At 69.0% G+C, this 19574-nt stretch carries 20 protein-coding genes; 7 read left to right on the top strand and 13 right to left on the bottom strand.

Translation table 11 applies throughout. The annotated features are described in order from the left end of the window. Positions 1 to 117: 117 nt before the first annotated feature. Together ACGF4F_RS29185 and ACGF4F_RS29180 are read right to left on the bottom strand one after the other, a co-directional pair. The gene (locus tag ACGF4F_RS29185; RefSeq protein ID WP_393082168.1) at positions 118 to 1254 is read right to left on the bottom strand and encodes an RNA-guided endonuclease InsQ/TnpB family protein; all 1137 of its coding nucleotides are present in this window, start codon (positions 1252 to 1254) and stop codon (positions 118 to 120) included. Between the two features lie 130 nt (positions 1255 to 1384). Continuing rightward, a complete protein-coding gene (locus ACGF4F_RS29180; protein WP_393082165.1) occupies positions 1385 to 2386 on the bottom strand; it encodes an ATP-dependent DNA ligase in 1002 nt (333 codons plus the stop codon). A 681-nt stretch (positions 2387 to 3067) separates the two neighbouring features. Between ACGF4F_RS29180 and ACGF4F_RS29175 the strand changes: the two genes are divergently transcribed. Beyond that, positions 3068 to 3265 (top strand): hypothetical protein, encoded by a 198-nt coding sequence (locus tag ACGF4F_RS29175; RefSeq protein ID WP_393082163.1) that lies wholly within the window; start codon positions 3068 to 3070, stop codon positions 3263 to 3265. Positions 3266 to 3781: 516 nt separating this feature from the next. Here the strand turns inward: ACGF4F_RS29175 and ACGF4F_RS29170 are convergent. Further along, on the bottom strand, positions 3782 to 5332 hold the full coding sequence (locus tag ACGF4F_RS29170) for a GMC family oxidoreductase (RefSeq protein ID WP_393082160.1): 1551 nt from the start codon (positions 5330 to 5332) through the stop codon (positions 3782 to 3784). 287 nt (positions 5333 to 5619) lie between these two features. Here ACGF4F_RS29170 and ACGF4F_RS29165 point away from each other — a divergent pair, with 287 nt between their 5' ends. Then, on the top strand, positions 5620 to 5742 hold the full coding sequence (locus ACGF4F_RS29165; protein WP_393082157.1) for a hypothetical protein: 123 nt from the start codon (positions 5620 to 5622) through the stop codon (positions 5740 to 5742). 54 nt (positions 5743 to 5796) lie between these two features. On the opposite strand, the gene ACGF4F_RS29160 is transcribed toward ACGF4F_RS29165, so the two are convergent. Together ACGF4F_RS29160 and ACGF4F_RS29155 are read right to left on the bottom strand one after the other, a co-directional pair. Continuing rightward, a complete protein-coding gene (locus ACGF4F_RS29160) occupies positions 5797 to 6879 on the bottom strand; it encodes a questin oxidase family protein (protein WP_393082154.1) in 1083 nt (360 codons plus the stop codon). A 10-nt stretch (positions 6880 to 6889) separates the two neighbouring features. Then, on the bottom strand, positions 6890 to 7471 hold the full coding sequence (locus ACGF4F_RS29155; protein WP_357447830.1) for a dihydrofolate reductase family protein: 582 nt from the start codon (positions 7469 to 7471) through the stop codon (positions 6890 to 6892). A gap of 102 nt (positions 7472 to 7573) precedes the next feature. Here ACGF4F_RS29155 and ACGF4F_RS29150 point away from each other — a divergent pair, with 102 nt between their 5' ends. Then, positions 7574 to 8599 carry a DUF5937 family protein gene (locus ACGF4F_RS29150; RefSeq protein ID WP_393082150.1) on the top strand — a complete coding sequence of 342 codons (1026 nt, stop codon included), beginning with the start codon at positions 7574 to 7576 and terminating at the stop codon, positions 8597 to 8599. Between the two features lie 314 nt (positions 8600 to 8913). On the opposite strand, the gene ACGF4F_RS29145 is transcribed toward ACGF4F_RS29150, so the two are convergent. The 6 genes from ACGF4F_RS29145 to ACGF4F_RS29120 all read right to left on the bottom strand — a co-directional run bounded on the left by ACGF4F_RS29145 (position 8914) and on the right by ACGF4F_RS29120 (position 13519). Further along, on the bottom strand, positions 8914 to 9816 hold the full coding sequence (locus ACGF4F_RS29145; protein ID WP_393082148.1) for a DUF5996 family protein: 903 nt from the start codon (positions 9814 to 9816) through the stop codon (positions 8914 to 8916). 364 nt (positions 9817 to 10180) lie between these two features. After that, the gene (locus ACGF4F_RS29140) at positions 10181 to 10504 is read right to left on the bottom strand and encodes a GNAT family N-acetyltransferase (protein ID WP_393082145.1); all 324 of its coding nucleotides are present in this window, start codon (positions 10502 to 10504) and stop codon (positions 10181 to 10183) included. A 97-nt stretch (positions 10505 to 10601) separates the two neighbouring features. Then, the gene (locus ACGF4F_RS29135; RefSeq protein WP_393082142.1) at positions 10602 to 11372 is read right to left on the bottom strand and encodes a pirin family protein; all 771 of its coding nucleotides are present in this window, start codon (positions 11370 to 11372) and stop codon (positions 10602 to 10604) included. Positions 11373 to 11405: 33 nt separating this feature from the next. After that, positions 11406 to 11873, bottom strand: a complete 468-nt coding sequence (locus ACGF4F_RS29130) for a Dps family protein (protein ID WP_393082140.1) — start codon at positions 11871 to 11873, stop codon at positions 11406 to 11408. A 93-nt stretch (positions 11874 to 11966) separates the two neighbouring features. Further along, positions 11967 to 12689 carry an alpha/beta fold hydrolase gene (locus tag ACGF4F_RS29125; protein WP_393082137.1) on the bottom strand — a complete coding sequence of 241 codons (723 nt, stop codon included), beginning with the start codon at positions 12687 to 12689 and terminating at the stop codon, positions 11967 to 11969. Further along, on the bottom strand, positions 12686 to 13519 hold the full coding sequence (locus ACGF4F_RS29120; RefSeq protein ID WP_393082134.1) for an alpha/beta fold hydrolase: 834 nt from the start codon (positions 13517 to 13519) through the stop codon (positions 12686 to 12688). The genes ACGF4F_RS29125 and ACGF4F_RS29120 overlap by 4 nt, the downstream gene beginning before the upstream one ends. Positions 13520 to 13758: 239 nt before the next feature. Here ACGF4F_RS29120 and ACGF4F_RS29115 point away from each other — a divergent pair, with 239 nt between their 5' ends. Beyond that, complete coding sequence (locus tag ACGF4F_RS29115; RefSeq protein WP_393082131.1) at positions 13759 to 16134, top strand: ATP-binding protein; 2376 nt, start codon at positions 13759 to 13761, stop codon at positions 16132 to 16134. Here ACGF4F_RS29115 and ACGF4F_RS29110 read toward each other — a convergent pair. After that, entirely contained in the window at positions 16106 to 17134 is a 1029-nt protein-coding gene (locus tag ACGF4F_RS29110; RefSeq protein ID WP_393082445.1) for an XdhC family protein, read from the bottom strand. The two genes, ACGF4F_RS29115 and ACGF4F_RS29110, sit on opposite strands and share 29 nt — an antisense overlap. 474 nt (positions 17135 to 17608) lie before the next feature. On the opposite strand from ACGF4F_RS29110, the gene ACGF4F_RS29105 reads away from it, so the two are divergent. The 3 genes from ACGF4F_RS29105 (at position 17609) to ACGF4F_RS29095 (ending at position 18913) form a co-directional block, all read left to right on the top strand. After that, complete coding sequence (locus tag ACGF4F_RS29105) at positions 17609 to 18211, top strand: hypothetical protein (RefSeq protein ID WP_393082128.1); 603 nt, start codon at positions 17609 to 17611, stop codon at positions 18209 to 18211. 314 nt (positions 18212 to 18525) lie between these two features. Continuing rightward, positions 18526 to 18681, top strand: a complete 156-nt coding sequence (locus ACGF4F_RS29100) for a hypothetical protein (protein ID WP_393082125.1) — start codon at positions 18526 to 18528, stop codon at positions 18679 to 18681. A 7-nt stretch (positions 18682 to 18688) separates the two neighbouring features. Then, positions 18689 to 18913, top strand: coding sequence for a hypothetical protein (locus ACGF4F_RS29095; protein ID WP_393082122.1), 225 nt, complete (start codon positions 18689 to 18691; stop codon positions 18911 to 18913). 32 nt (positions 18914 to 18945) lie between these two features. Here ACGF4F_RS29095 and ACGF4F_RS29090 read toward each other — a convergent pair whose 3' ends face one another. Next, entirely contained in the window at positions 18946 to 19335 is a 390-nt protein-coding gene (locus ACGF4F_RS29090; RefSeq protein ID WP_393082119.1) for a hypothetical protein, read from the bottom strand. Positions 19336 to 19574 lie beyond the last annotated feature (239 nt).

Below are 19574 nucleotides of genomic sequence, written 5' to 3'. Positions count from 1 at the left end.
TCCCGGCCCTGAAGGGGCCGGGATTCCCACGGTTGCCCGTGAGGTTTCCTGTTTCATTGCCGACTGCCTTTCCGGGAGGATTTTCCCTTGAGGTCTTCTGCCAGCTCCGCAGGCGTTTTACCTCTCCGCCAGCCCGGCGGCGAGGATGTTCTTGGCAGCGTTGATGTCCCGGTCGTGCTCGGCCTTGCAGCCCGGGCACGTCCAGGAGCGGTCGTTGAGTTCGAGGGTGGTGTTGATCCGCCCGCACGCGGAGCAGGTTTTGGACGTGGGCAGCCACCGGTTGATGGGGATCACCTGGCGCCCGTACCACTGGGCTTTGTACTCCAGCATGCTGCGGAACTGGCCCCAGCCTGCGTCGGAGATGACGCGGGCCAGGCGGCGGTTGCGGAGCATGTTGCGCACGCTGAGGTCTTCGATCGCGACCGTTTGAGTCTCACGGACGAGTCGGGTGGTCAGCTTGTGCAGGTTGTCGCGCCGCCGGTCGGCGATACGGGCATGGATCCGGGCCACTCTGAGCCGGGCTTTGGCCCGGTTCGCGGAGCCCTTCTGTTTGCGGGCCAGGTTCTGCTGCGCCTTGGCGAGCTTGCGCCGGTCGGTCTGCCCGTACCGCGGGTTGGCCACCTTGCCGTGCTCGTCGCTGATTCCGGGGATCGGGTGGGACAGGGTGAGCAGACTGGTGATGCCCGCGTCCACACCGACCACGGCCGCGACCGGCGGCAGCGTCTTCACCGTCGGGTCCTCGATCAGGATGGATACGAACCAGCGGCCGGCGGCGTCCCGGGACACCGTGACCGTCGAGGGTTCCGCCCCTTCGGGCAGGGGCCGCGACCACACGATGTCCAGCGGGGTGTTCATCTTGGCCAGGGTGAGCTGACCGTCACGCCACCGGAACGCGGAGCGGGTGTATTCCGCCGACGCCCGCGACTTGCGCTTGGACTTGAACCTCGGATACCGGGCCCGCTTGTCCCAGAACGCCACGAACCCCGCCTGCAGATGCCGCAGCGTCTGCTGCAACGGCACCGAGGACACCTCGTTCAGGAACGCCAACTCCTGCGTGCGTTTCCACTCGGTCAGCCACCCCGAGGACTGCGCGTACGTGGTGCGCCGGCGGTCCACCGCCCACGCCCGAGTGCGTGCTTCCAGCGCCCGGTTGTACACCAGACGCACGCACCCGAAGGTGCGGCCCAGCTGTTCGGCCTGTTCAGGGGACGGGTAGAAGCGGTACTTGTACGCCCGCTTCACCACATCCCCCACGCCTCACATTTTACCGTCCATGTAAGACACTCATCGCAAGGGAGGGGCGGCGTTTCCTCCCGGCCGTAAACGGCCGGGTTTCCACGCCGCAAATCCGATGAGAAGCCACTCACTGCAGGCCCGCGGATGCTCACCCCGGGTCGCCGAAGTAGCCTTCCTGCTCGCCGAGCAGCAGCGGCACGTCATAGACCGACAGGTCCGGTCGGGCCCGCGCGTAGCGCACGCGGTGGCGCCATCGTCCGTGTTCGAACGCCACGTCGGCGTCGATCTCCGCTACCACGCTGGGTTCCACCTGCACGTACGGCAGCGGCTCTGGCCGGTCCAACTGGCCGGACCAGGATGCCGGCAGTGGATTCGGCCACGGGTGTGCGACCGCGCCGCGGCGCGGCATGCGTGGCGGTGAGAGCTGTTCGGCCAGCGCCGTCCGCTGATCGGTGGTCAAGGGGTGGGAGCGGCCGGTGTAGCGCAGCCGTTTCCGCCGGTCGAGTCGGCCGAGCAGCAGGGTCTCCGGTCTGCTGATGCTGCCGGTAACCCCGCCGACGATGGCCTCCGTGACGATGCGGGTACGGAACTTCGACCAGCCGCGGCGGCCGGGCTCGTACCGGCCGGCCAGGCGTTTGCTGACCACGCCCTCGATCCCCACGGCGACGGTCCAGTTCAGCAGCCAGTCCGACACCTCCCGCATGTCGGCTGTCTGCGGGGTCACGGTGAGCTGCGCCGGGGCGCCGGCGAGCAGCCGCTCCAGCCGGGCCCGCCGCTGCGCCAGTGGCAGGTTCAGGAGCACCCGGCCGCCGACGTCGGCGAGCAGATCGAACAGCACGTAATGGGCAGGGCACTCGCGCGCCACGCGCAGCACATCGCGGCCGGCCGTGACACGTCGCTGCAGCTGCGCGAAGTTGGTCCGGCCGCGCTCCCACACGATCAGCTCACCGTCGAGCACCACACCGGGCGGGATGGCCGCCCGGATCGCCCGGGTGATGTCCGGGAAGTAGGTCGTCAGATTCCGGCCGGCCCGCGACTGCACATACACCCCATCCACCTCGCGGAAAGCGATCGCCCGCCACCCATCCCACTTCGGCTCGTGCACCAGACCCCGACCCTCCGGCACCGCATCAACCGGTGTGGCGAGCATCGGCGCAACCGGTCGACGTAGTACCGGTTCCGCCGCACCCGCCCGCTCTCGGCCGGAACTCACCTCGAGCCCTGCCCATGAGCCCCGCTCATCTCCGCCCCCTACGTCATGGTGGGAGGGAATCGGCTCGCCTCGGGTGGAGATCCGCGACAACGAATGCCGCAGTGGTCACAGCATCGCCATCGCCGGACCATCCAACGAAGGAGGATGCGCTCCCCCTGTACAAGCACGTCGGACCAATCTGCGCGGACGATCGGGCTACCTACCACCGCTGTCACCTCGAAGGAGGCAGCGCTCGGACGGCCTGATGATGGGGTCCAGGCAGCGCTCGCTCTTGGGGCCCGTTCGACATACGCGGCGACAACCGACTGGTCGCGGAGGGTGTTAGCACATTCGGTCATGATCAGGGCGTTTCCACAGCGGCGAAGATTTCCCACAGCAAGCGATTCCGGGCTGGCGAGCGACGAGCGCCGAAGGCGAACCTGATCCGGTCGGCGAGGTCACCGCTCCGCTGCTGGTCACGGCCGCGTGCCGGTGGAGCAGCCCCGGCCGCAGGCCAGCGATGACCGGTCCCCGCAGCGAACAGTTGCGGGGACCGCGCCCTCCCACGCGCCCATCCGGGTCCGACGGCAGAGTCTCGTACGCCGCGCCACGCCTTCGCCAAGCACGTACCGTCGGAGCGTGGACGTGCTACTACGCGGCGGGCCCGGTAACGGCCAGGTGGTGCCCGGCCGCGGGGAAACCGTCGTGTGGCAGGCCTGCCTGTACGAGATCACCACCGAGCACGGCCACCGGAACGGCCGCGATCTACGGGTCTACCGGCACCGCGCCGACTGCTGCGAGCCATACGGACGAGGCGCCGAAGACCGCTGCGAATGAGCCCGCCGGCCGCGGTGCACGCCGACTGGCTCGCATCACCCCACACCGCCAGTTGATCGAACGTGCGTCCTCGAGGGCCAGAATGACGATCATTGGTACACGACCCGCAGCTCACGGCCCTGCGGTGGCCGACTCGGTGTAATACACACGTATTTCCGGATCTCGTGGTAGAGCAGATGCGAGGCGAGCGGGCAGCGCGGGCTGGCCTGGATCGGCCCGCGATAGCGGCTGGGAGGCGAGGGCGCCGAGTGCCGCATGGACGACCACGAGCACAACCAAGTGGCAAGTGCTGGGTCCATGATGCGTGGCGTCGTGGACGGCGCCGATGGTGGTCGGCCCGAGCGCGGCGAGATGGAGGGCAGCCACGGCGGCAGGGCTGTACAGGCCGGTCTCGCTGATGAGTCGCGCAACGAGTTGCCGGTCGAGACCAGTCGCACGACGCCTGTCCGAAGGCCGAGCGGGCGGCTTCGAGAAGCTGCCCGCTCGGGTCCTACACGTGAATCTTGAATCGTGGCGTCAGGCGCGGCCCAGAATGAGCCGGCCGCAACGGTCGCCGATCATCATCGACGGGGCGTTGGTGTTGCCCGACGTGATGCTGGGCATGATCGCGGCGCTGGCCAGCCGCAGGCCGGTGACGCCGCGCACGCGCAGCTGGGGATCCACGACGGCGTGCGCGTCGGTGCCCATCCGGCAGGTGCCCACCGGGTGGAAATCGGCCTGGGAGTAGGTACGCACCGCTTGGATCAGCTCCTTCCTGGTGCGGACATCCCGGCCGGGGATGGCGCCGGCGTCGTCGGTCACCCAGTCGCGCAGTCTCTTTGAGTTGATCAGTTCAAGGGCCAGCTTGTAGCCCTCGAGCTGCGTCTCGAGATCTTCCCTGGTCCGCAGGAAATTCGGCTGGATGATCGGCGGGACGGCGGGATCGGCCGACCGCAGCTTGACATACCCTCGGCTGGTCGGGTGCAGGTTTATCACCCCGATCGATGTCGAGTTTCCGGGATAGGGCGGATACCCGTCGCGTGTGTAATAGACCTGGAACTGGTACGCGGGCGTCCCTGGCACTCGTCCCCTGCCGGTGAAGACGTTGACGTCCATCGCGGTAAGGTGCGACGCGGGCTCGGGTGCGCGGAGCGTTTTCAACGCCACGGAGATCAGGTGGTCGTGCAGGTTGGCTCCGACGCCGGGCACGTCGGCGACAACCGGGATGCCGAGTGGTTTCAGATCGCACGCCGCACCGATGCCGGACAGCTGAAGCAGGCGAGGGGTGTTGACCGTGCCCGTGCTGACGATGACCTCCCGGTCGGCCCGGACCGTGAACTGGCGACCCCCCGCGTTGATGACGACACCGTCGATCGCTTTCCGGCGATCGAACGTCAGCCGCGCAACCTCCGCATCCGTCATGATCGTCAGGCGCGGGTCGGTGAGGTACGGGATCAGGAACGAGGTGAACGCATCCTGGCGAATCTTGTCCACCACGTTGAGCTGCGTGTAAGCGACACCGAACTGGGTGGCGCCGTTGTAGTCGGGGTTGAACCTGTAGCCGACGTCGACGGCCGCGTTCACCCAGGCTTGGGAAAGCAGGTTGCGCTGCGTCAGCTCACTCGACGGCCTGATGGGTCCGGTCAGCGCATCCAGCGACGGTCGCACGCTCGCGTAGTCCCAGCCGAGGGCGCCCTGGGCGGCCCAGCTGTCGTAGTCAGCCGGATTGCCCCGAACCCACACCATCCCGTTCACCGAACTGCTGCCGCCCTCGAGCTTCCCGCACACGAACGACTGCGGCTGGTTCAGCAGCTCCTGCTGCGGCACCGACTGGTATGGCCAGATGAGCCTCGATCCCGGCCAGGTGAGCGTGCCCGACTTCGTGAAGTCCCGGACGTCCGGCAGGTCGTTCGTGCCACCGGCCTCGATCAGCAGCACACTCGCCCTGGAGTCCGCCAGCAGTCGCGCGGCCAGCGTGCACCCGGCCGAGCCCGCTCCCACGATGACGTAGTCGTAGCGGCGAGATGCCGCGCCTGCCGTTCCCGTGGTCGAGGCGAGTCCGACCGACACCGCCGACACACCGAACACCTTTAGCAGGGTGCGTCGAGTGAGACTTCCGTCCTGCACCCGGCGAGCGAGTTCGTCCGGATCTTGCCAGGTGTTTTGATCTGTCCTGGACATCAGCGTCCTCTCAAGCTGGAGGGATACGTCTCAGATGGCCGCCGGTGACTTCAGCGGCGGAACATCATGATTAACACTATGGCGAACGTATTCATGGATCAGGTCTCATGTGGAGTGTGTCGGGATTTCCGGTAGCAGGTAATGGGGGTGTGTACGCCTAACGGCTCATCGACCTCTCAAGGGAGAGACGCCAAATGACGACCGAGACCACCGAGGGGCAGCCGGTTGTGGAGCAGCTCATCGAGCGGCTCTGGGGCTTCGTGGAGGTCGACCTACCGCGACTATCCGAGCGTCAATACAACAGGGAAAGGAGCTGACCGGTGACCGGTATCGAGGCTTCATTCGCCGTTAAAAGGGAGATGATCGACCCGTTAGGGACGGTCGATCAGCTCGCCGGCGTGCAGGGTCGCGGCGAGCAGCTCGGGGTTGCCGGTGCGGTCGTACGACTCGGCGGCCGTGTCGGCGAACTTCAGGACGTGCTCGTCGCCGTGCTCGGCTGCCCGCTGGAGCGCGTCCTCGCGGGTCAGCTCGGGATAGCGCCGGACGATCTCCGCGAACGGGGCCGGCTGGGCCGGGGCGTACATCGCGACGAGCGCCACCACGGCCGCCCACGCCGCCGTCAGGCTCGGCAGCCACTGCTCGGTCGGAAGGACCGGGAGCACGTGCCGCACGGCGTTGGGCGCGGTAGCGGCGTGGACCAGCAGGACCGGCGAGCCGTGGCCGAGCCCGAGGTATGCCTTAGCGGCGCTGTCGACGAGCGACTCCAGCCGTGCCGGGACCTCGTCGGCGGATGCGGCGGGTTCCAGCGCGCGTAGGCTCTCGGTCCAGCCGGGGCTGTGCTCGAGCCGGTCGAGCCGGTGGGCGATGAAGCCGCTCTGGTCCGTGAGCCGGGTGACCGCTGGCAGGGCCTGTTGCGGTGTGCGGGTGCCCTCCGGGGCGACCACCCCGGCGAGCTCGCGGTAACGCGCCGCCCAGAACGCCAGCCCGTGGGCCAGCTCGTCGAGGGTCTGGTGGGCCGGGGCGCGAGTGGTGCCGCGCAGTGTACGCACCGCGTGACTGACCCGGATCACGCCGTGGGTCGAACCGGCCACGATCCCTGGCAGCAGCCGCGGCCACCACTCGACGAGCACCTCCGGCCACGGGCGCTCGGTCAGCTCGTGCCGGAAGTACGCGGTCCAGTCGGGCAGCCGTCGCGCCTGGCCCAGCGCCATGCCCCACTCGCCGGGTTGAATGGCCCCGTTCATGCTGGGCAGCTCCGCCAGTCGGCGTACGTAGCGGTCGAGCCAGCCCTCGACGTCGATGTCGAGCCCTCGCCGGACCATGACCTCCACGGCCATCGGGCCGTGGTTGGTCATCCCGTGGTTACCCTCCTCGTCGCCGCCGAACTCAGGCCCGTACGCATGCAGCCGTTCGTACGCTGCGGGCAGTGCCTCTGTCATCGATGCGCGGTTCATGGCGGCCACCTCAGTGGATGACGTCGTAGACGAGCTTGGTGATGCCGTTGGCGTACGTCTCGGACTCGACCACCTTCAGCATCTGCTTCTCCTTGTCGGTGTTGCTGAACATCCGCTTGCCGGCCCCGAGCAGCACCGGGAAGACCAGCAGGTGGTAGCGGTCGATCAGGCCGGCGTCGGAGAGGTTGCGGGCGAGGGTGGCGCTGCCGTGGATGATGATCGGGCCGCCGTCGGTCTCCTTGACCTTCGCGACGTCGTCGAGGGAGCGCAGGATCGTGATGTCGCCCCAGTTGTCGACGAGGGCGTTCTCGCCGAGGGTGGTCGAGACGACGTACTTCGGCAGTTCCTTGAGGGCGGCGAAGTCCTCCATGTCCGGCCACACCGGCGAGAACACCTCGTAGCTGGTGCGGCCGAACATCAGCGCGGTGGCCTCCTCGGTCTCCCGGCCCTTGAGCTCGTACGCCTCCGGCAGGAACTCGATGTCCTTGTAGGTCCAGCCGCCGCTGCGGTGGGCCTCGGAGCGGCTGCCGCCGCCCGGAGAGTCGACGACGCCGTCCAGCGAGACGAAGGCGGTGTAGATCAGCGTGCGCATCTTCGATGTCCTAACCGTGGTTCGAGTGGATGGGTCCAGTCTTCGATGGCGTCACCCGCACGGCCACGATTAGGCTCAGGCCTAATCGGAAGGGGCAGCCGCGTGATCCACCTGCACATCACGGCAGCCGACCTGGCCAGCGTACGCTTCGCCACCTCGCCCCTCATGGAGACCATCGCCAGCCTGCGCACGCTGGCCGCCGGCAGACAGGGGCGGCACCTGCACCGTCCCTGGATCGATCGGTTCGCTGAGCGAGCGGGCCGGCTACGCAAGCGCGACCTGGACCTGCTGCGGGCGCTGGTGCGTCCGCAGGGCTACATCCCCGACTTCCTGGTGCCGCCGCCGGCTCGCCGGTCCTCGACCTTCGCGGACGCGCTCGCGCAGGTGACCGACGCCGATCCGGAGATCGTGGCGCAGGAGTTGGCGCACCTGGCGGCCCACCGGGTCGCCCAGCACGGACCCGGCGGGGAAGGGCGGCGAGCCCTGCTCCAGGGGCTGCTGCACCGGCCCGATGCGGGCATCAGCCCGATCACCGAGGCGCTCGAGGCGTACCACCGGATCGCGATCGCCCCGGACTGGCCACGGATCGACGCATTACTCAACCACGACATCGCCTACCGACTCGATGCCCTGGCCGACGGCGGCGTCGACCGGATGATGAGCGGCCTGCACCCGTCGGTCACGTTCGCCGACCAGACGCTGAAGATCGTCAAATACTACGAGGGCCACGCCGACTGCGGCGGGCGCGGCCTGCTCCTCGTGCCGTGCGCCTTCGCCTGGCCGGACGTCCTGGTGCGGACCGCGCAGCCAGCATCCCCCAGCATCTCCTACTCCCCGCGCGGCCTCGGCCGGCTGTGGGAAAAGCACCCCGAGCAGACCGGCCCGGCGCTCGCCGACGTCCTCGGACAGACCCGGGCCGCCCTACTGGCCCAGCTCGATCTACCGATGTCGACCAGCCAGGCCGCCACCCAGATGGCGCTCTCCGCCCCGACGCTCAGCGTGCACCTCCAAGCGCTGCGCGCCGCCGGGCTGCTCACCTCACGCCGGGCAGGCCGACAGGTGCTCTACTCGCGAACCGAACTCGGCGACCGACTGCTCAGCGAAGCAGGCCGGCAGCCCAACGCCTGAGCTTTTCGTTTAACCTCCCGGACCGATAGCTGCTGATTCGCCGCGAGGGGTCTTTTCGGGGTCTCTCGGGCACGAGACAAAGATGCGGTGGAACCCGGCCGAGGAATGGATCTACTCGGGTCCCCTGGCACACGGACCCTTGGTCAAATGACGAGACCTTCACCCGCGTCCAAGCGCTGATCGCCACTGCGGAGAGGCGCACCGATGGGGGTCAGAAAGCCGCGAGCCAGCAAGCGCAACTATGTGCTGTCCCCGGTCGATGACCTTGGCGGGCGGGCGGCGCCGACGGACACCGGTCACATCGGTGCCGGCGGTCAGGGTGCGTACTGGGTGCGCAGTTTGCTGGTATCCCAGCCGGCGTGGTGAGCGCCGGCCTGGTAGGCGCTCTCCAGGAAGGCGAGGACCGTCGCGCGCGGGTCGGTGGTGGCGCGGGCGTCGTCGTAGGTCAGCAGCGCGAGGTGTGCGCCCCGGTTTTCGACCCAGCGGGCCCGCGCGGGTTGCAGCGGTTCCTCGGTGAGGCCGTCGGGCTCGGGCGCGGTGTAGGAGTAGAAGGCCGGTTCGGGGATGTTCTTGTCGCCGAACCAGAAGCCGGCGCTGATCACCTCGTGTGAGTACGCCTCCCGGGTCACCGGGTCGACGGTGTCCGGCTGCGGCACCTGCCGGCCGGAGAAGCGGGTGACCGCGATGTCGAAGGTGTGCCAGAAGTGGTGCACCGGGCTGGTCTTGGCGTTGCACCGGGCGGCGTACTCCTCCAGCACGAGCCCCACCTGGCTGAGTACCTGCCAGTACCGGTTGACCCAGTACGGGTCGTACGCGGCGTGCGTGGTGTCCTCGGCGAATGGGATGCTGTCGGGCAGATGGTAGGGCGTGGCCTGGATGTGGGCGCGGATGTCGAGGTGCGACAGCGCGGTGAACAGTCGCTCGTGGAACGCGGCGACGGACAGGCCGGGCAGCGGGAAGGAGGCCGTCTGGCCGGCCAGGGTGTTGATGGCCAGCCGGTGGTCGACGAAGTCGAAGTCGATGGCGAACACCAGGTCCCGGCCCATGGGCCGGGACGTGATGCCGCGGCCGGTGAGATGGAACGGCACGTGCCACCAGTGGTTACGGGGCGGTGCCTGGTTCAGCCGGATCTTGCCGACGATCTGTGTGAACCGGTGGACGGTTTCCTTCGAGTCTGCCCAGGCGGACAGCGGGATCGGCGGGAACAACTCGGTCATCCGGACTCCTCCGTGCCGTGCACCATTCTGGCCATCGTCGGCATCCTTCCCGATCCGCTGGCCACACGGGCGCAATCTCGCGTCTTCATGAAGCCTCGCCGTTGGGATCTGCGAGATTACCGGCAAGGTTCCCGCTGACGGCTACCCGGCCGGGCTGTCGCCGAGCACCCTCATACACGTTTGCTGTCAAGGCCCGGGACGGCGCCGGAAACACCTTCGCGGCGTCCAATGCGATAACGGCGTCGGCATTGTTACCGTCCGTTAGTTGCCGGAGACCCTGGTGCACACCTGATGAAGTCGAGGCGGTTCGACCCGATCGCTGCGCGGCGGGGTGCCGGAGCCGCTGTTGGCGGCGTCGACCGGGTCAGGTGGAGTCTGCCTGCGGCGTCGACCGTCCGGCTGACGGGACCTGGATCAGATCCGCGTAGTCTTCCGGGTGCCGGTGGACGAACTGCGCGACGAACGGGCATACCGGAAGCACGGAGAGCTGTTTGCGGCGTACGTTGTCGAGCGCGCTGCGGATCAGCGCGCTCGCCACGCCCTTGCCCTCGTATCCGTCGAAGGCCTGGGTGTGGGTGAAGACGACGGTGTCGTCGGCTGGCAGGTACTCGGCGATCGCCGCGAGTTGGCCGTCGACTCTGGCCTCGTACCGTCGACGCTCGGGTACGTCGGTGATGCTGACATCCACGTGCTGGTCTCCTTGGTCGCGGGTCGGGCGTTTCGTCGGCGAGCTGCCGGAGCCTGGTTTTCGTCCATTCAGCGGGGCGGTGGGAACACCGCGGTCGTCAGCTCTCGTCGGAGAGGGAGGCGTGCATCTCCCAGATGAGGATCTCCGCAGGGTCCACGGCGGTGACAAGCTGCCCGCCGGTGGCGGTGATGCGCACGGCGTCTCCGGTGGCCAGGGGCCCGGAACCTTCCAGCCGCACCGTGCCGCGGGGCACGAACAGGTGCAGGAAGGGTGCGTCGGGCAGTTGGACGCTCTGCCCGGGCTGTAGTCGAGCGGCGTGCAGCGCGGCGTACCGGTTCCTGATCCGGATCGCGGCCGACCCGTCGTGCTGGTCCATTCCTGAGGCCACCGTGAGGAGGCGGCCCGAGAGCAACTCGTCGCCGATCTCTAGTTGCTCGTAGCCGGGCGTGATGCCTGACTCGTCGGGGACGACCCACATCTGAACGAAGTGCACGTCCTCGTGGGGCCGGTCGGTCTCCAGCCGGTAGGCGTCGTTCTTCTCGCTGTGCAGGATGCCGCGGCCGGCGCTCATCCGCTGGGCCAGGCCCGGGTAGATGACCCCGCTGTGGCCCGTCGAGTCCTGGTGCACCAGCGAGCCCCGCAGCACCCAGGTGACGATCTCCATGTCCTGGTGCGGATGGGTCTCGAACCCCGTGCCCGGGCGGACGATGTCGTCGTTGTTGACCAGGAGCAGCCCGTGGTGGGTGTTGGTCGGGTCGTAGTGCCGGCCGAAGGAGAACGAGTGCTTGCTGTCCAGCCAGGCGATGTCGGTCTTGAATCGGTCGCCGGCGCGGCGGATGTCGGTGCGCGGGGTGAGCAACGTACTCATGTCGGCCTCTTTCGGATCGGGCGGCAGCTGGGTTCAGCGTTGGGCGCGGAACAGCCAGTGCTGCTGCTCGACGGCGGCGGTGATTCCGATCAGCAGGTCCTGTGAGATCGGGTCGGCGGCAGCGGTTTCGGTCACCGCCTGGCGCAGTGTGCGGATCAGGGCGAACAGGGCGTCGATCATGATCTCGACTGCGGTGCCCTCCTCGATGTCTCCGTGCTCGAGGGTGGGCAGCGCCGACTGGTCGGCCACCGTGGCGGCGCGGCCGTCCGGGTTGAAGCCGACGGCGACGGCCCGCTCGGCCACCTCGTCGGCGGACCGGCGGGCGAGGTCGGCGAGTTCGTCGAGCTGCAGGTGCAGGCTGCGGAAGTGCGGGCCGGTGAGGTTCCAGTGCGCCTGCTTGGCGAGCAGACCCAGATTGATCAGATCGGCCAGCGTCTGTTGCAGCGCCTCACCGGTGACCTTGCGGTCCGCCGAGTTCAGGATTCCGTCGATCACGGCCATGGCTTTTCTCCTGTCAGGTGGAGGGATGGGGTGATGCGGCGGGTCGGCCGGTCGGCACCGTTGCCGGGCCGGCCGTTGCCGCACGGTGTCAGGTCAGGCGGTGGTTCGCAGGATCGCCTCGCGGATCACCGCGGTGACGTCCTTCGGATGCGACAGCATCACCAGGTGCGATGAGTTGATCTCTGTCGTGGGCATCTCCGCCCGGTGGTAGCCGAACCTCTCCACCTCGGGGTTGATGGTGTGGTCGGCGCTGGCGACGACGCCCCAGCTGGGCACGTCCTTCCAGGCGGCAACGGGCGCGACCTCGGTGAACGCCGCCGCCGCCAGCGGACGTTGGGACACCGCGAGCACGGCGGCCCGGTCCGGGTCCACGTCGTGGGCGAAGATCTCCGCGAACCGTGTCACGTCAACGGAGACGTCGGTGCCCTCGCCGCCATCGGTGGTCGGGTACGGGGAGTAGACGAGCGCGCTCGCCAGTCCGGAGTCAGGGAAGCGGCCCTGCAGGTCAGCGAGGCTCTCCCCCTCGTCGAGTGCGTAGCCGGCCAGGTACACCAGCCCGACGACGTTCTCCTCGACTCCGGCGACCGTGATGACGGCGCCGCCGTAGGAGTGCCCGACCAGCAGCACCGGTCCGGGGATGCTCCGCACGACCGACGCGACGTACGCCGCGTCACCGGTGAGGCTGCGGTTGGGCACCGCGGGTGCGACCACGGGGATCCCGTCGGCGAGCAGCTGCGGGATCACTTCGGCGAAGCTGGACGCATCGGCGAACGCCCCGTGCACGAGCACCACGGTGGGTGCGCTGGCCCGGTTCATGAGGCGATGAAGTCGAGCAGGTAGCGGTTCACCAGCTCCGGGTGGGTCCAGGCGATGTTGTGGGGGCCGCCCGGGATCACCTCGTAGCGCAGATCGGAGATCAGTCCAGGCAGCCGGTTGGCGGTCGCCTCGATCGGCAGGATCCGGTCCGCGTCACCGTGGATCACCAGCGTCGGCACGTCGAGCTTGCCCAGGTCCCCGCGGAAGTCGGTCAGCCAGGTGTCGACGCAGGCGTGCGCGGCGTACGTGGAGGCGCCAAGGGCGACGACGAAGCTGTTCTGCCACGCCTCGTCGCTGATCCGGGAACCGCCCAGGACGTCGACGTTGTAGAAGTTGTCGAGGAAGTTCTTGAAGTACGCCGGCCGGTCGGCGATCACCGCCGCCTTGATGTCCTCGAACACCTGCTTGTCGACGCCGTCGGGGTTGTCGTCGGTCTTGAGCAGGAACGGCGGGATAGCTCCCATGAGCACCGCCTTGCGAACCCGCTGGGAGCCGTAGGTACCGAGGTAGCGGGTCACCTCACCGCTGCCCATGGAGAACCCGACCAGCACGACGTCGCGCAGGTCCAGGTGCTCGAGCAGGGTGTTCAGGTCAGCGGTAAAGGTGTCGTAGTCGTAGCCGGTGGTCGGCTGGCTGGACTTGCCGAAGCCCCGCCGGTCGTAGGTGATCACGCGGTATCCGGAGGCGAGCAGTTCCCGGGACTGCTTCTCCCAGGACGCCCCGTTGAGCGGGTAGCCGTGGATCAGGACAACCGGCTGTCCGGTTCCATGGTCCTCGTAGTAGATCTCGATGTCGCCGCTGTTCTCCTGGCCGACGGTGACGTAGGGCATGTGCTGCTCCTGCTGGTGAGAGGGGAACGCGGGTGGCTGCCAGCACGGCGGGTCCCGCCCCGCCGTCTTCGCCGCCGCCTCCAGCCAACCGGCCTGGCCGGGGGGAAACCACGAAGAAGACACGCAGAAGTGGTCTTCTGCGTGCGCAGGTGAGCGATGTCGCACCAGGTCGCCGTACCGGTCATCGGCCGCGCGCAGCGTGCCAGAATGAACCGGCGATACCGTCGCGGGAGGGCCCGATGCCGGAGGGAATGGCCTTCGGGCCGCTGTTGCGGAGGCTGCGCCTCGACGCCGACCTGACGTTGGAGCAGCTCGCCGCACGCTCCGGAGTGAGCGACCGCGCGATCAGCGACATGGAGCGAGGCGTCAGCCAGGGGCCCCAGGCCCGCACCGTGACGGCGATCGCCGACGCGTTACGGCTCGACCCGGAGAGCCGATCGGCGTTGACCGCCGCCGCCCGGGCGGGCCGCCGCCGTCAGCCTGCCACGCTCTCCCGGCAGCGCCGTCCCAGCGGTCTGCTCCACGGTCATCTGCCCGGCACCGGCGGCGACCCGGCAGCCGGTCAAACCGACCAGGCGGCACCGCTCGCGCCCACCACCGGAACACCGCCGGTACCGGCGCAACTCCCGGCGGACCTGCCCGTGTTCAGCGGCCGCCACCACGAGGTTGCCGAGGTGGTCGACCGGCTGACGTCGGCGGCGCAGGCCGCGGCGCCGCTGGTCAGCGTCGTCACCGGCATGGCGGGGATCGGCAAGACCACCCTGGCGGTGCACTGCGCGCATCGGGTCGCCCCGCTGTGCCCGGACGGCCAACTCTTCGCCAACCTGCGCGGCTTCGACCCGGCCGGCGCCGCCCGGACCGAGGATGTGCTGCGGGGATTCCTCGAAGCGCTGGGCGTGCCGTCCCGCCAGGTACCCGATGGAGTGGAAGCCCAGGCTGCCCTCTACCGCAGCCGGCTCGCCGGGCGGCGGATGCTGGTGCTGCTGGACAACGCCCGGGACACCGATCAGGTACGACCGCTGCTGCCCGGCTCAGCCGGCAGCCTGGTGATCGTCACCAGCCGCAGCCAGCTACCCGGCCTGGTCGCCACGCACGGTGCCCGCCCCACGCTACTCGACCTGCCGGACCACGACGACGCCCGCCAGGTGCTGGCCCGCCGGCTTGGTGCGGCCCGGGTCGCCGCAGAGCCCGCGGCCGTCGACGAGCTCATCGAGCGGTGCGCGCGGCTGCCACTGGCGCTGGCCATCGTCGCCGCCCGCGCCGCCACCCATCGCCAGTTTCCGCTCGCCGCGATCGCCGAGGAGCTGCGTCGTGCCACCGGCGGCCTCGCGGCGTTCACCGGTTCCGAGGCGGCCGTCGACGTGCGGTCGGTCTTCTCCTGGTCCTACGCGACGCTGGAGCCGGCCGCAGCACGACTGTTCCGGCTGCTCGCCCTGCACCCAAGCCCACCGGCCAGCGTCGAGGCCGCCGCCAGCCTGGCCGGCGTACCGGCCGAGGAGGTACGGCCCCTGCTGAACGACCTCACCGGCGCCCACCTGGTCGCCGAGCCCGCCTGCGGCCGCTACGCCTTCCACGACCTGCTGCGCGCATACGCCACCGAGCTGTGCCTCACCGTCGGGTCACCGGCGGACCGTCAGGCGGCACTCGGCCGGATGATCGACCACTACCTACACTCGGCGTACGCGGCGGACCGGCGGATCAGCCCAACCCGGCCACCGCTGCGCCTGCCCACCCCGGCGCCCGGGGTGACGGCGCGGGAGTTCCCGGACGAGGCCAGCGCCGTCGCCTGGCTCACCGCGGAACGGCCGACGCTGCTCGCCGCCCTCGACGCCGCCCACACCGGCGGTTCAGACGGCCAGGCCTGGCAACTGGCCTGGAGCCTGGAGCAGTACCTGGAACGGTGGGGCCACTGGACCGACTGGACGCGGACGTGGCAGACCGCGATGCGGGCCGCTCGCCGACTCGACGACCCGTACGCGCTGGCCCAGGCGCACCGTGGCCTCGGCCTGATCGCCCTGATCGCCGGCACCGCTGAGGAAGCCACGCCGCACCTCGTCGAGGCCACCGCGCTGTTCCAGCGGGTGGGTGACGTCGAGGGGCAGGCAATCGCGCAACGCGGGCTGTCCTTCGCGCAGGAACGGCAGGGACGACCCGAACTGGCGCTGCGCCACGCCGAACTGGCGCTGGAGCTCTACCGCTCGGCGGGTGATCACAGCGGGGAAGGCCTGGCGCTGAACTTGATCGCCCTACAGCGCACCCAGTTGGGCGACCACGATGCCGCGGTGCCCATCGTCGAACTGGCGATCGCCCTGCTCGCCGAGGTGGGCAACCGGCGGGGAGAGGCAGCGGCGTGGGACACCCTCGGCTCCGTCCGGAGCGCACTCGCGCAACCGGACCTGGCGGTGGCCGCCTACCGACGCGCAGCCGAGCTGCGCGAGCAGGTGGGAGATCGCTACCAGCAGGCGCAGACACTGGTACGGCTCGGCGGGGTGCACGCCGACACGGGAGACCGACAGGCCGCCCAGGACGTCTGGCGTAACGCGCTCGCGCTGCTGACTGAGATGCAACACCCGGAAGCCGAGACCGTCACCGGCCTGCTCGCGAAGGTCTCCTGAGCGTGGATGCGCCGCCGACGGTAGCGCCCTGCGGCCGACACGGTGGGGTTCCTCGCCTCGGACGACAGCCGTTGGATGACCGGGCAATCGGTGTGCCAGCTCGACGGGTGTCAACCATGAGCCGTCGCGGTCTCTGCGGCTCGGATCGGCAGCCTACCTTCTCGTAACCGACGGCCGCTGCGGCCGTTTTTGCCGCGACGGTCTCGGCGAGGATGGACAGTGCCGTTTCGGCGAGCGATGCACCACCGAGGTCGAGTCCCGCGGGCCCGACAAGTCGGTCAAGGCCTGGCTGGCTTGCCAGCCGTCCCATCCGCTGGGCATGAGTGGCTCGGCTGCCCAGGGCAGCCACATGTCCCGCATCTCCCGCCAGCGCCGCGCGAATGGCCCGGTCGTCTATCCGCGGATCGTGGCTGAGTGTCACGACAGCGTCTTGAGGTCCGAGCGGGTGCTCAGCCAGCCAGATGTCCGGCCATGCACGTTCTACCCGAGCTGTTGGCGGCATCGCACCCGCTGCGACATGGTCAGGCCGAGGGTCCACCACGACTACCGCCCAGTCCAACAGGTGCGCCATGTCTGCCATCACGGCGGCCAGGTCAGTAGCCCCGACGAGGAGAAGTCGCCGACGCGACGGCAATTGGTCGAAATAGGCATCGTCAGCGATGACGTCCTCGGCTATCGGGGTAATGGACCAGCGATACGGCGGTCGCAGCCCGACGCGTACGGTCACTGGCCGATCGTCCGCCAGAGCTACTGTGATCGCCTCGTGAACCGGGGCGGGTGGCGCGGGTGCGATGAGCACCTCCAGCGCCGCTGTGCAGGCTGGCCGCTCTTCCCAGGGCAGTTGCTGCTCGCCCGGCGACACCGTCAGTATGTGTGGTGCCGCACCGTGCAACACCGACCGTGATGCTTCGACGACTATCGATTCCACGCAACCACCGGACACGGAGCCTCGCCAGGTGCCGTCAGCGGCGACCGCCATCGTTGACCCAGCGGCCTCGATCCGTGACCGTTACGGGCCACCAGGCGGGCCAGTACGACCGACTGGCCCGCCCGCCGCTTGGAGTCCACGAACGGCCACACTTCACGCAACACTGACGGCTTCGGGGCGGTCCTGGGCCGCTGCGCGCTCGACGACACGGCTGAGGCTGATCGGCAATGTTCGGTGGCGGGTGCCGGTGGCGTGCCACACGGCGTTGGCGATTGCCGCAGCGGTGCCGGCATTGCCGATCTCGCCGAGACCGTTGAATCCGGATGGATCCCGAGGCTGACCAAGTTGATTATGGGTCGTCAGTGATCGTAGGTTAGTCGTGTGGGTCTTCTTCGATTCTCACAGACCACGGCGCGTCTGTCGGTGCTCATCTCGGGGAGGATTCCGGTGACGCGGGTCGGCTGTGAGCGTTGGTTCTGCTCGATCGATGGTGGGTCGTTGAGTCGGTGAGCGGGAAGCTGCGGTTGGCCGAGGGTCGACAGCCAGGTGGTCCCGCTGCCTGGCGTCGAGGTCGCCAGGGACGAAACCATTCGGCCTGGCACCACGGTGGAACGTCTCGCCGAGCTGCCACCGGCCTTCGCCGCCGCACACTGGACCACCCGCTTCGGCGAGATCGACTGGAAGGTCACCGCCGGCAACTCCAGCCCGCTCAACGACGGGTCGGCGGCGCTGCTGCTCACCACCAGCGAGACCGCCCGGCGACACGGCTGGCGTCCCCGGGCCCGGATTCACACTGCGAGGTCGTCGGAGACGACCCGATCCTCATGCTCACCGGCATCATCCCCCCCCACCGCCAAGGTGCTCGCCCGGGCCAGCCTCACCCTGGCCGACATCGACGCGTTCGAGGTCAACGAGGCGTTCTCGTCGGTGGTGCTGGCCTGGCTCATGGAGACCGGTGCCGACCCGGCCAAGGTGAACGCCGACGGCGGGGCGATCGCCCTAGGCCACCCACTCGGGGCCAGCGGCGCCCGCCTCGCCACCACCCTGCTGCACGTGCTCGAACGCACCGGCGGCCGGTATGGCCTGCAGACCATGTGCGAGGTCGGCGGCACCGCCAACGCGACGATCATCGAGCGCCTCGACACCTGATGGCCGGTCGGACGCGAACCGGCCGGGCAGGTCGCCGAGGTGGACGAGGACGCCCAGGTCGCGGTGGCTGAGCCGGCGACAAAGGGAGGGGATCGTCGGGCTGGACCTGGCCCTGCGCCGACTCGGCGAACTCGCGCGCGGCGAAGCCGGATCGGTCCGCGTGACGACGGGTGCGGCGACCCTCTCCCTCGCACACGACCGTTCACCGTGCCGCACCTACGTGCGCGACAGGGAGCCTGCCGGGAGGCGGCTTCAGAGCGGCTTCACCGCTGGTCACAGAGCGGGTAGCCGCCACCTATCTACGGACCGGCAACATGATCATGGTGTGCGGCCCGCACACCTGGGCCATCGAAGCCGAGACCGCGATCTACACGCTCAACCTGCAGGGAAGCGCCTCGCCGCCACGGCAAATCCCCGCCCAACGGGACGGGGATCACGCGAAACTCGAAGAACCATCACGATTCGTGTGAAAGTGGCGTGTTCGAGGCCAATGTCGATCACGAATCCATGATCGTCGTTCATGACGAACTACAACTTGGCGCCCAGGCAACCGCGTTCGCCGATTGCTGGTTCCGCTGCAGTGGGCTCGGGTTCGAAAGGGGAAGCTCAAACTTCACGACCCGCATCGACGCGCACACGGAGTGCGCATGCGCTGATACGTATAGCCTTGCCGCTGCAGCAATGGAGCGCACGTTCCGCTGACGGCGTGGCGCTGTGCGGGCGCCACGGGCTGGTCATGGGCAGTCGAACGCCCCGGATGCCTGAGTCACCGCTCCGCCGGCGTTGGAACAGGCCGGTGCCCCAGCAGACGCCACGCGGCTCGCGCTGCGGGCCGGCCGCTGGACCTGGGCAAGCAGGCCGCGGTCCGCGGCGGCCACGGCGTGCCCTAGACCGCCGGAGACGACGAAGGTGTGCGTGCGGCTCACGTCCTGCAGCGCCACTTGGCTCGACAGCTCCAGCCCGGAGTCACACCGCACCGCGCCGCCGCACAGCGTGGCGAACCGCACGGCGTACGCGGGCGACGCGCCGAGCCGGTTGGCCATGGCAAGACAGCTGGTGACGCTCGCAACGTCCACCAACTCGATGCCGTCATAGCCGACGACGACCACACGCCGCTCCTGCACAGAGCCATCGTAGGAGCGCGTGAACGGGTCCGGCGGGACACGTTTCCCAGGATCCCGGACATGACGGCCGCCGCACCTGTCCCCGCAGGGTGCGCGGCGAATACGGTTCCACCTCGTGGAGCTTCGATGTCCGGGAGCGTGGCAATGCAGATCGCGATCCTGCTGTACCCCGGCACCACCGCCCTCGACGCGGTCGGTCCGTACGAGGTGCTCAGCCGCATGCCGGGCGCCGATGTCCG

The sequence above is a fragment of the Micromonospora sp. NPDC047740 genome (genome assembly GCF_043204735.1).
Classification (GTDB): domain Bacteria; phylum Actinomycetota; class Actinomycetes; order Mycobacteriales; family Micromonosporaceae; genus Micromonospora.
This window is presented reverse-complemented; position numbering and strand designations above follow the sequence as displayed.

Bases quoted from the DNA above. Each gene is read 5' to 3' on its own strand.
- ACGF4F_RS29180 (WP_393082165.1), bottom strand. From the start codon at position 2,386: ATGCTCGCCACACCGGTTGATGCGGTGCCGGAGGGTCGGGGTCTGGTG.
- ACGF4F_RS29165 (WP_393082157.1), top strand. From the start codon at position 5,620: ATGACGACCGAGACCACCGAGGGGCAGCCGGTTGTGGAGCAGCTCATC.
- ACGF4F_RS29160 (WP_393082154.1), bottom strand. From the start codon at position 6,879: ATGAACCGCGCATCGATGACAGAGGCACTGCCCGCAGCGTACGAACGG.
- ACGF4F_RS29155 (WP_357447830.1), bottom strand. From the start codon at position 7,471: ATGCGCACGCTGATCTACACCGCCTTCGTCTCGCTGGACGGCGTCGTC.
- ACGF4F_RS29145 (WP_393082148.1), bottom strand. From the start codon at position 9,816: ATGACCGAGTTGTTCCCGCCGATCCCGCTGTCCGCCTGGGCAGACTCG.
- ACGF4F_RS29135 (WP_393082142.1), bottom strand. From the start codon at position 11,372: ATGAGTACGTTGCTCACCCCGCGCACCGACATCCGCCGCGCCGGCGAC.
- ACGF4F_RS29130 (WP_393082140.1), bottom strand. From the start codon at position 11,873: ATGGCCGTGATCGACGGAATCCTGAACTCGGCGGACCGCAAGGTCACC.
- ACGF4F_RS29125 (WP_393082137.1), bottom strand. From the start codon at position 12,689: ATGAACCGGGCCAGCGCACCCACCGTGGTGCTCGTGCACGGGGCGTTC.
- ACGF4F_RS29120 (WP_393082134.1), bottom strand. From the start codon at position 13,519: ATGCCCTACGTCACCGTCGGCCAGGAGAACAGCGGCGACATCGAGATC.
- ACGF4F_RS29115 (WP_393082131.1), top strand. From the start codon at position 13,759: ATGCCGGAGGGAATGGCCTTCGGGCCGCTGTTGCGGAGGCTGCGCCTC.
- ACGF4F_RS29100 (WP_393082125.1), top strand. From the start codon at position 18,526: ATGATCATGGTGTGCGGCCCGCACACCTGGGCCATCGAAGCCGAGACC.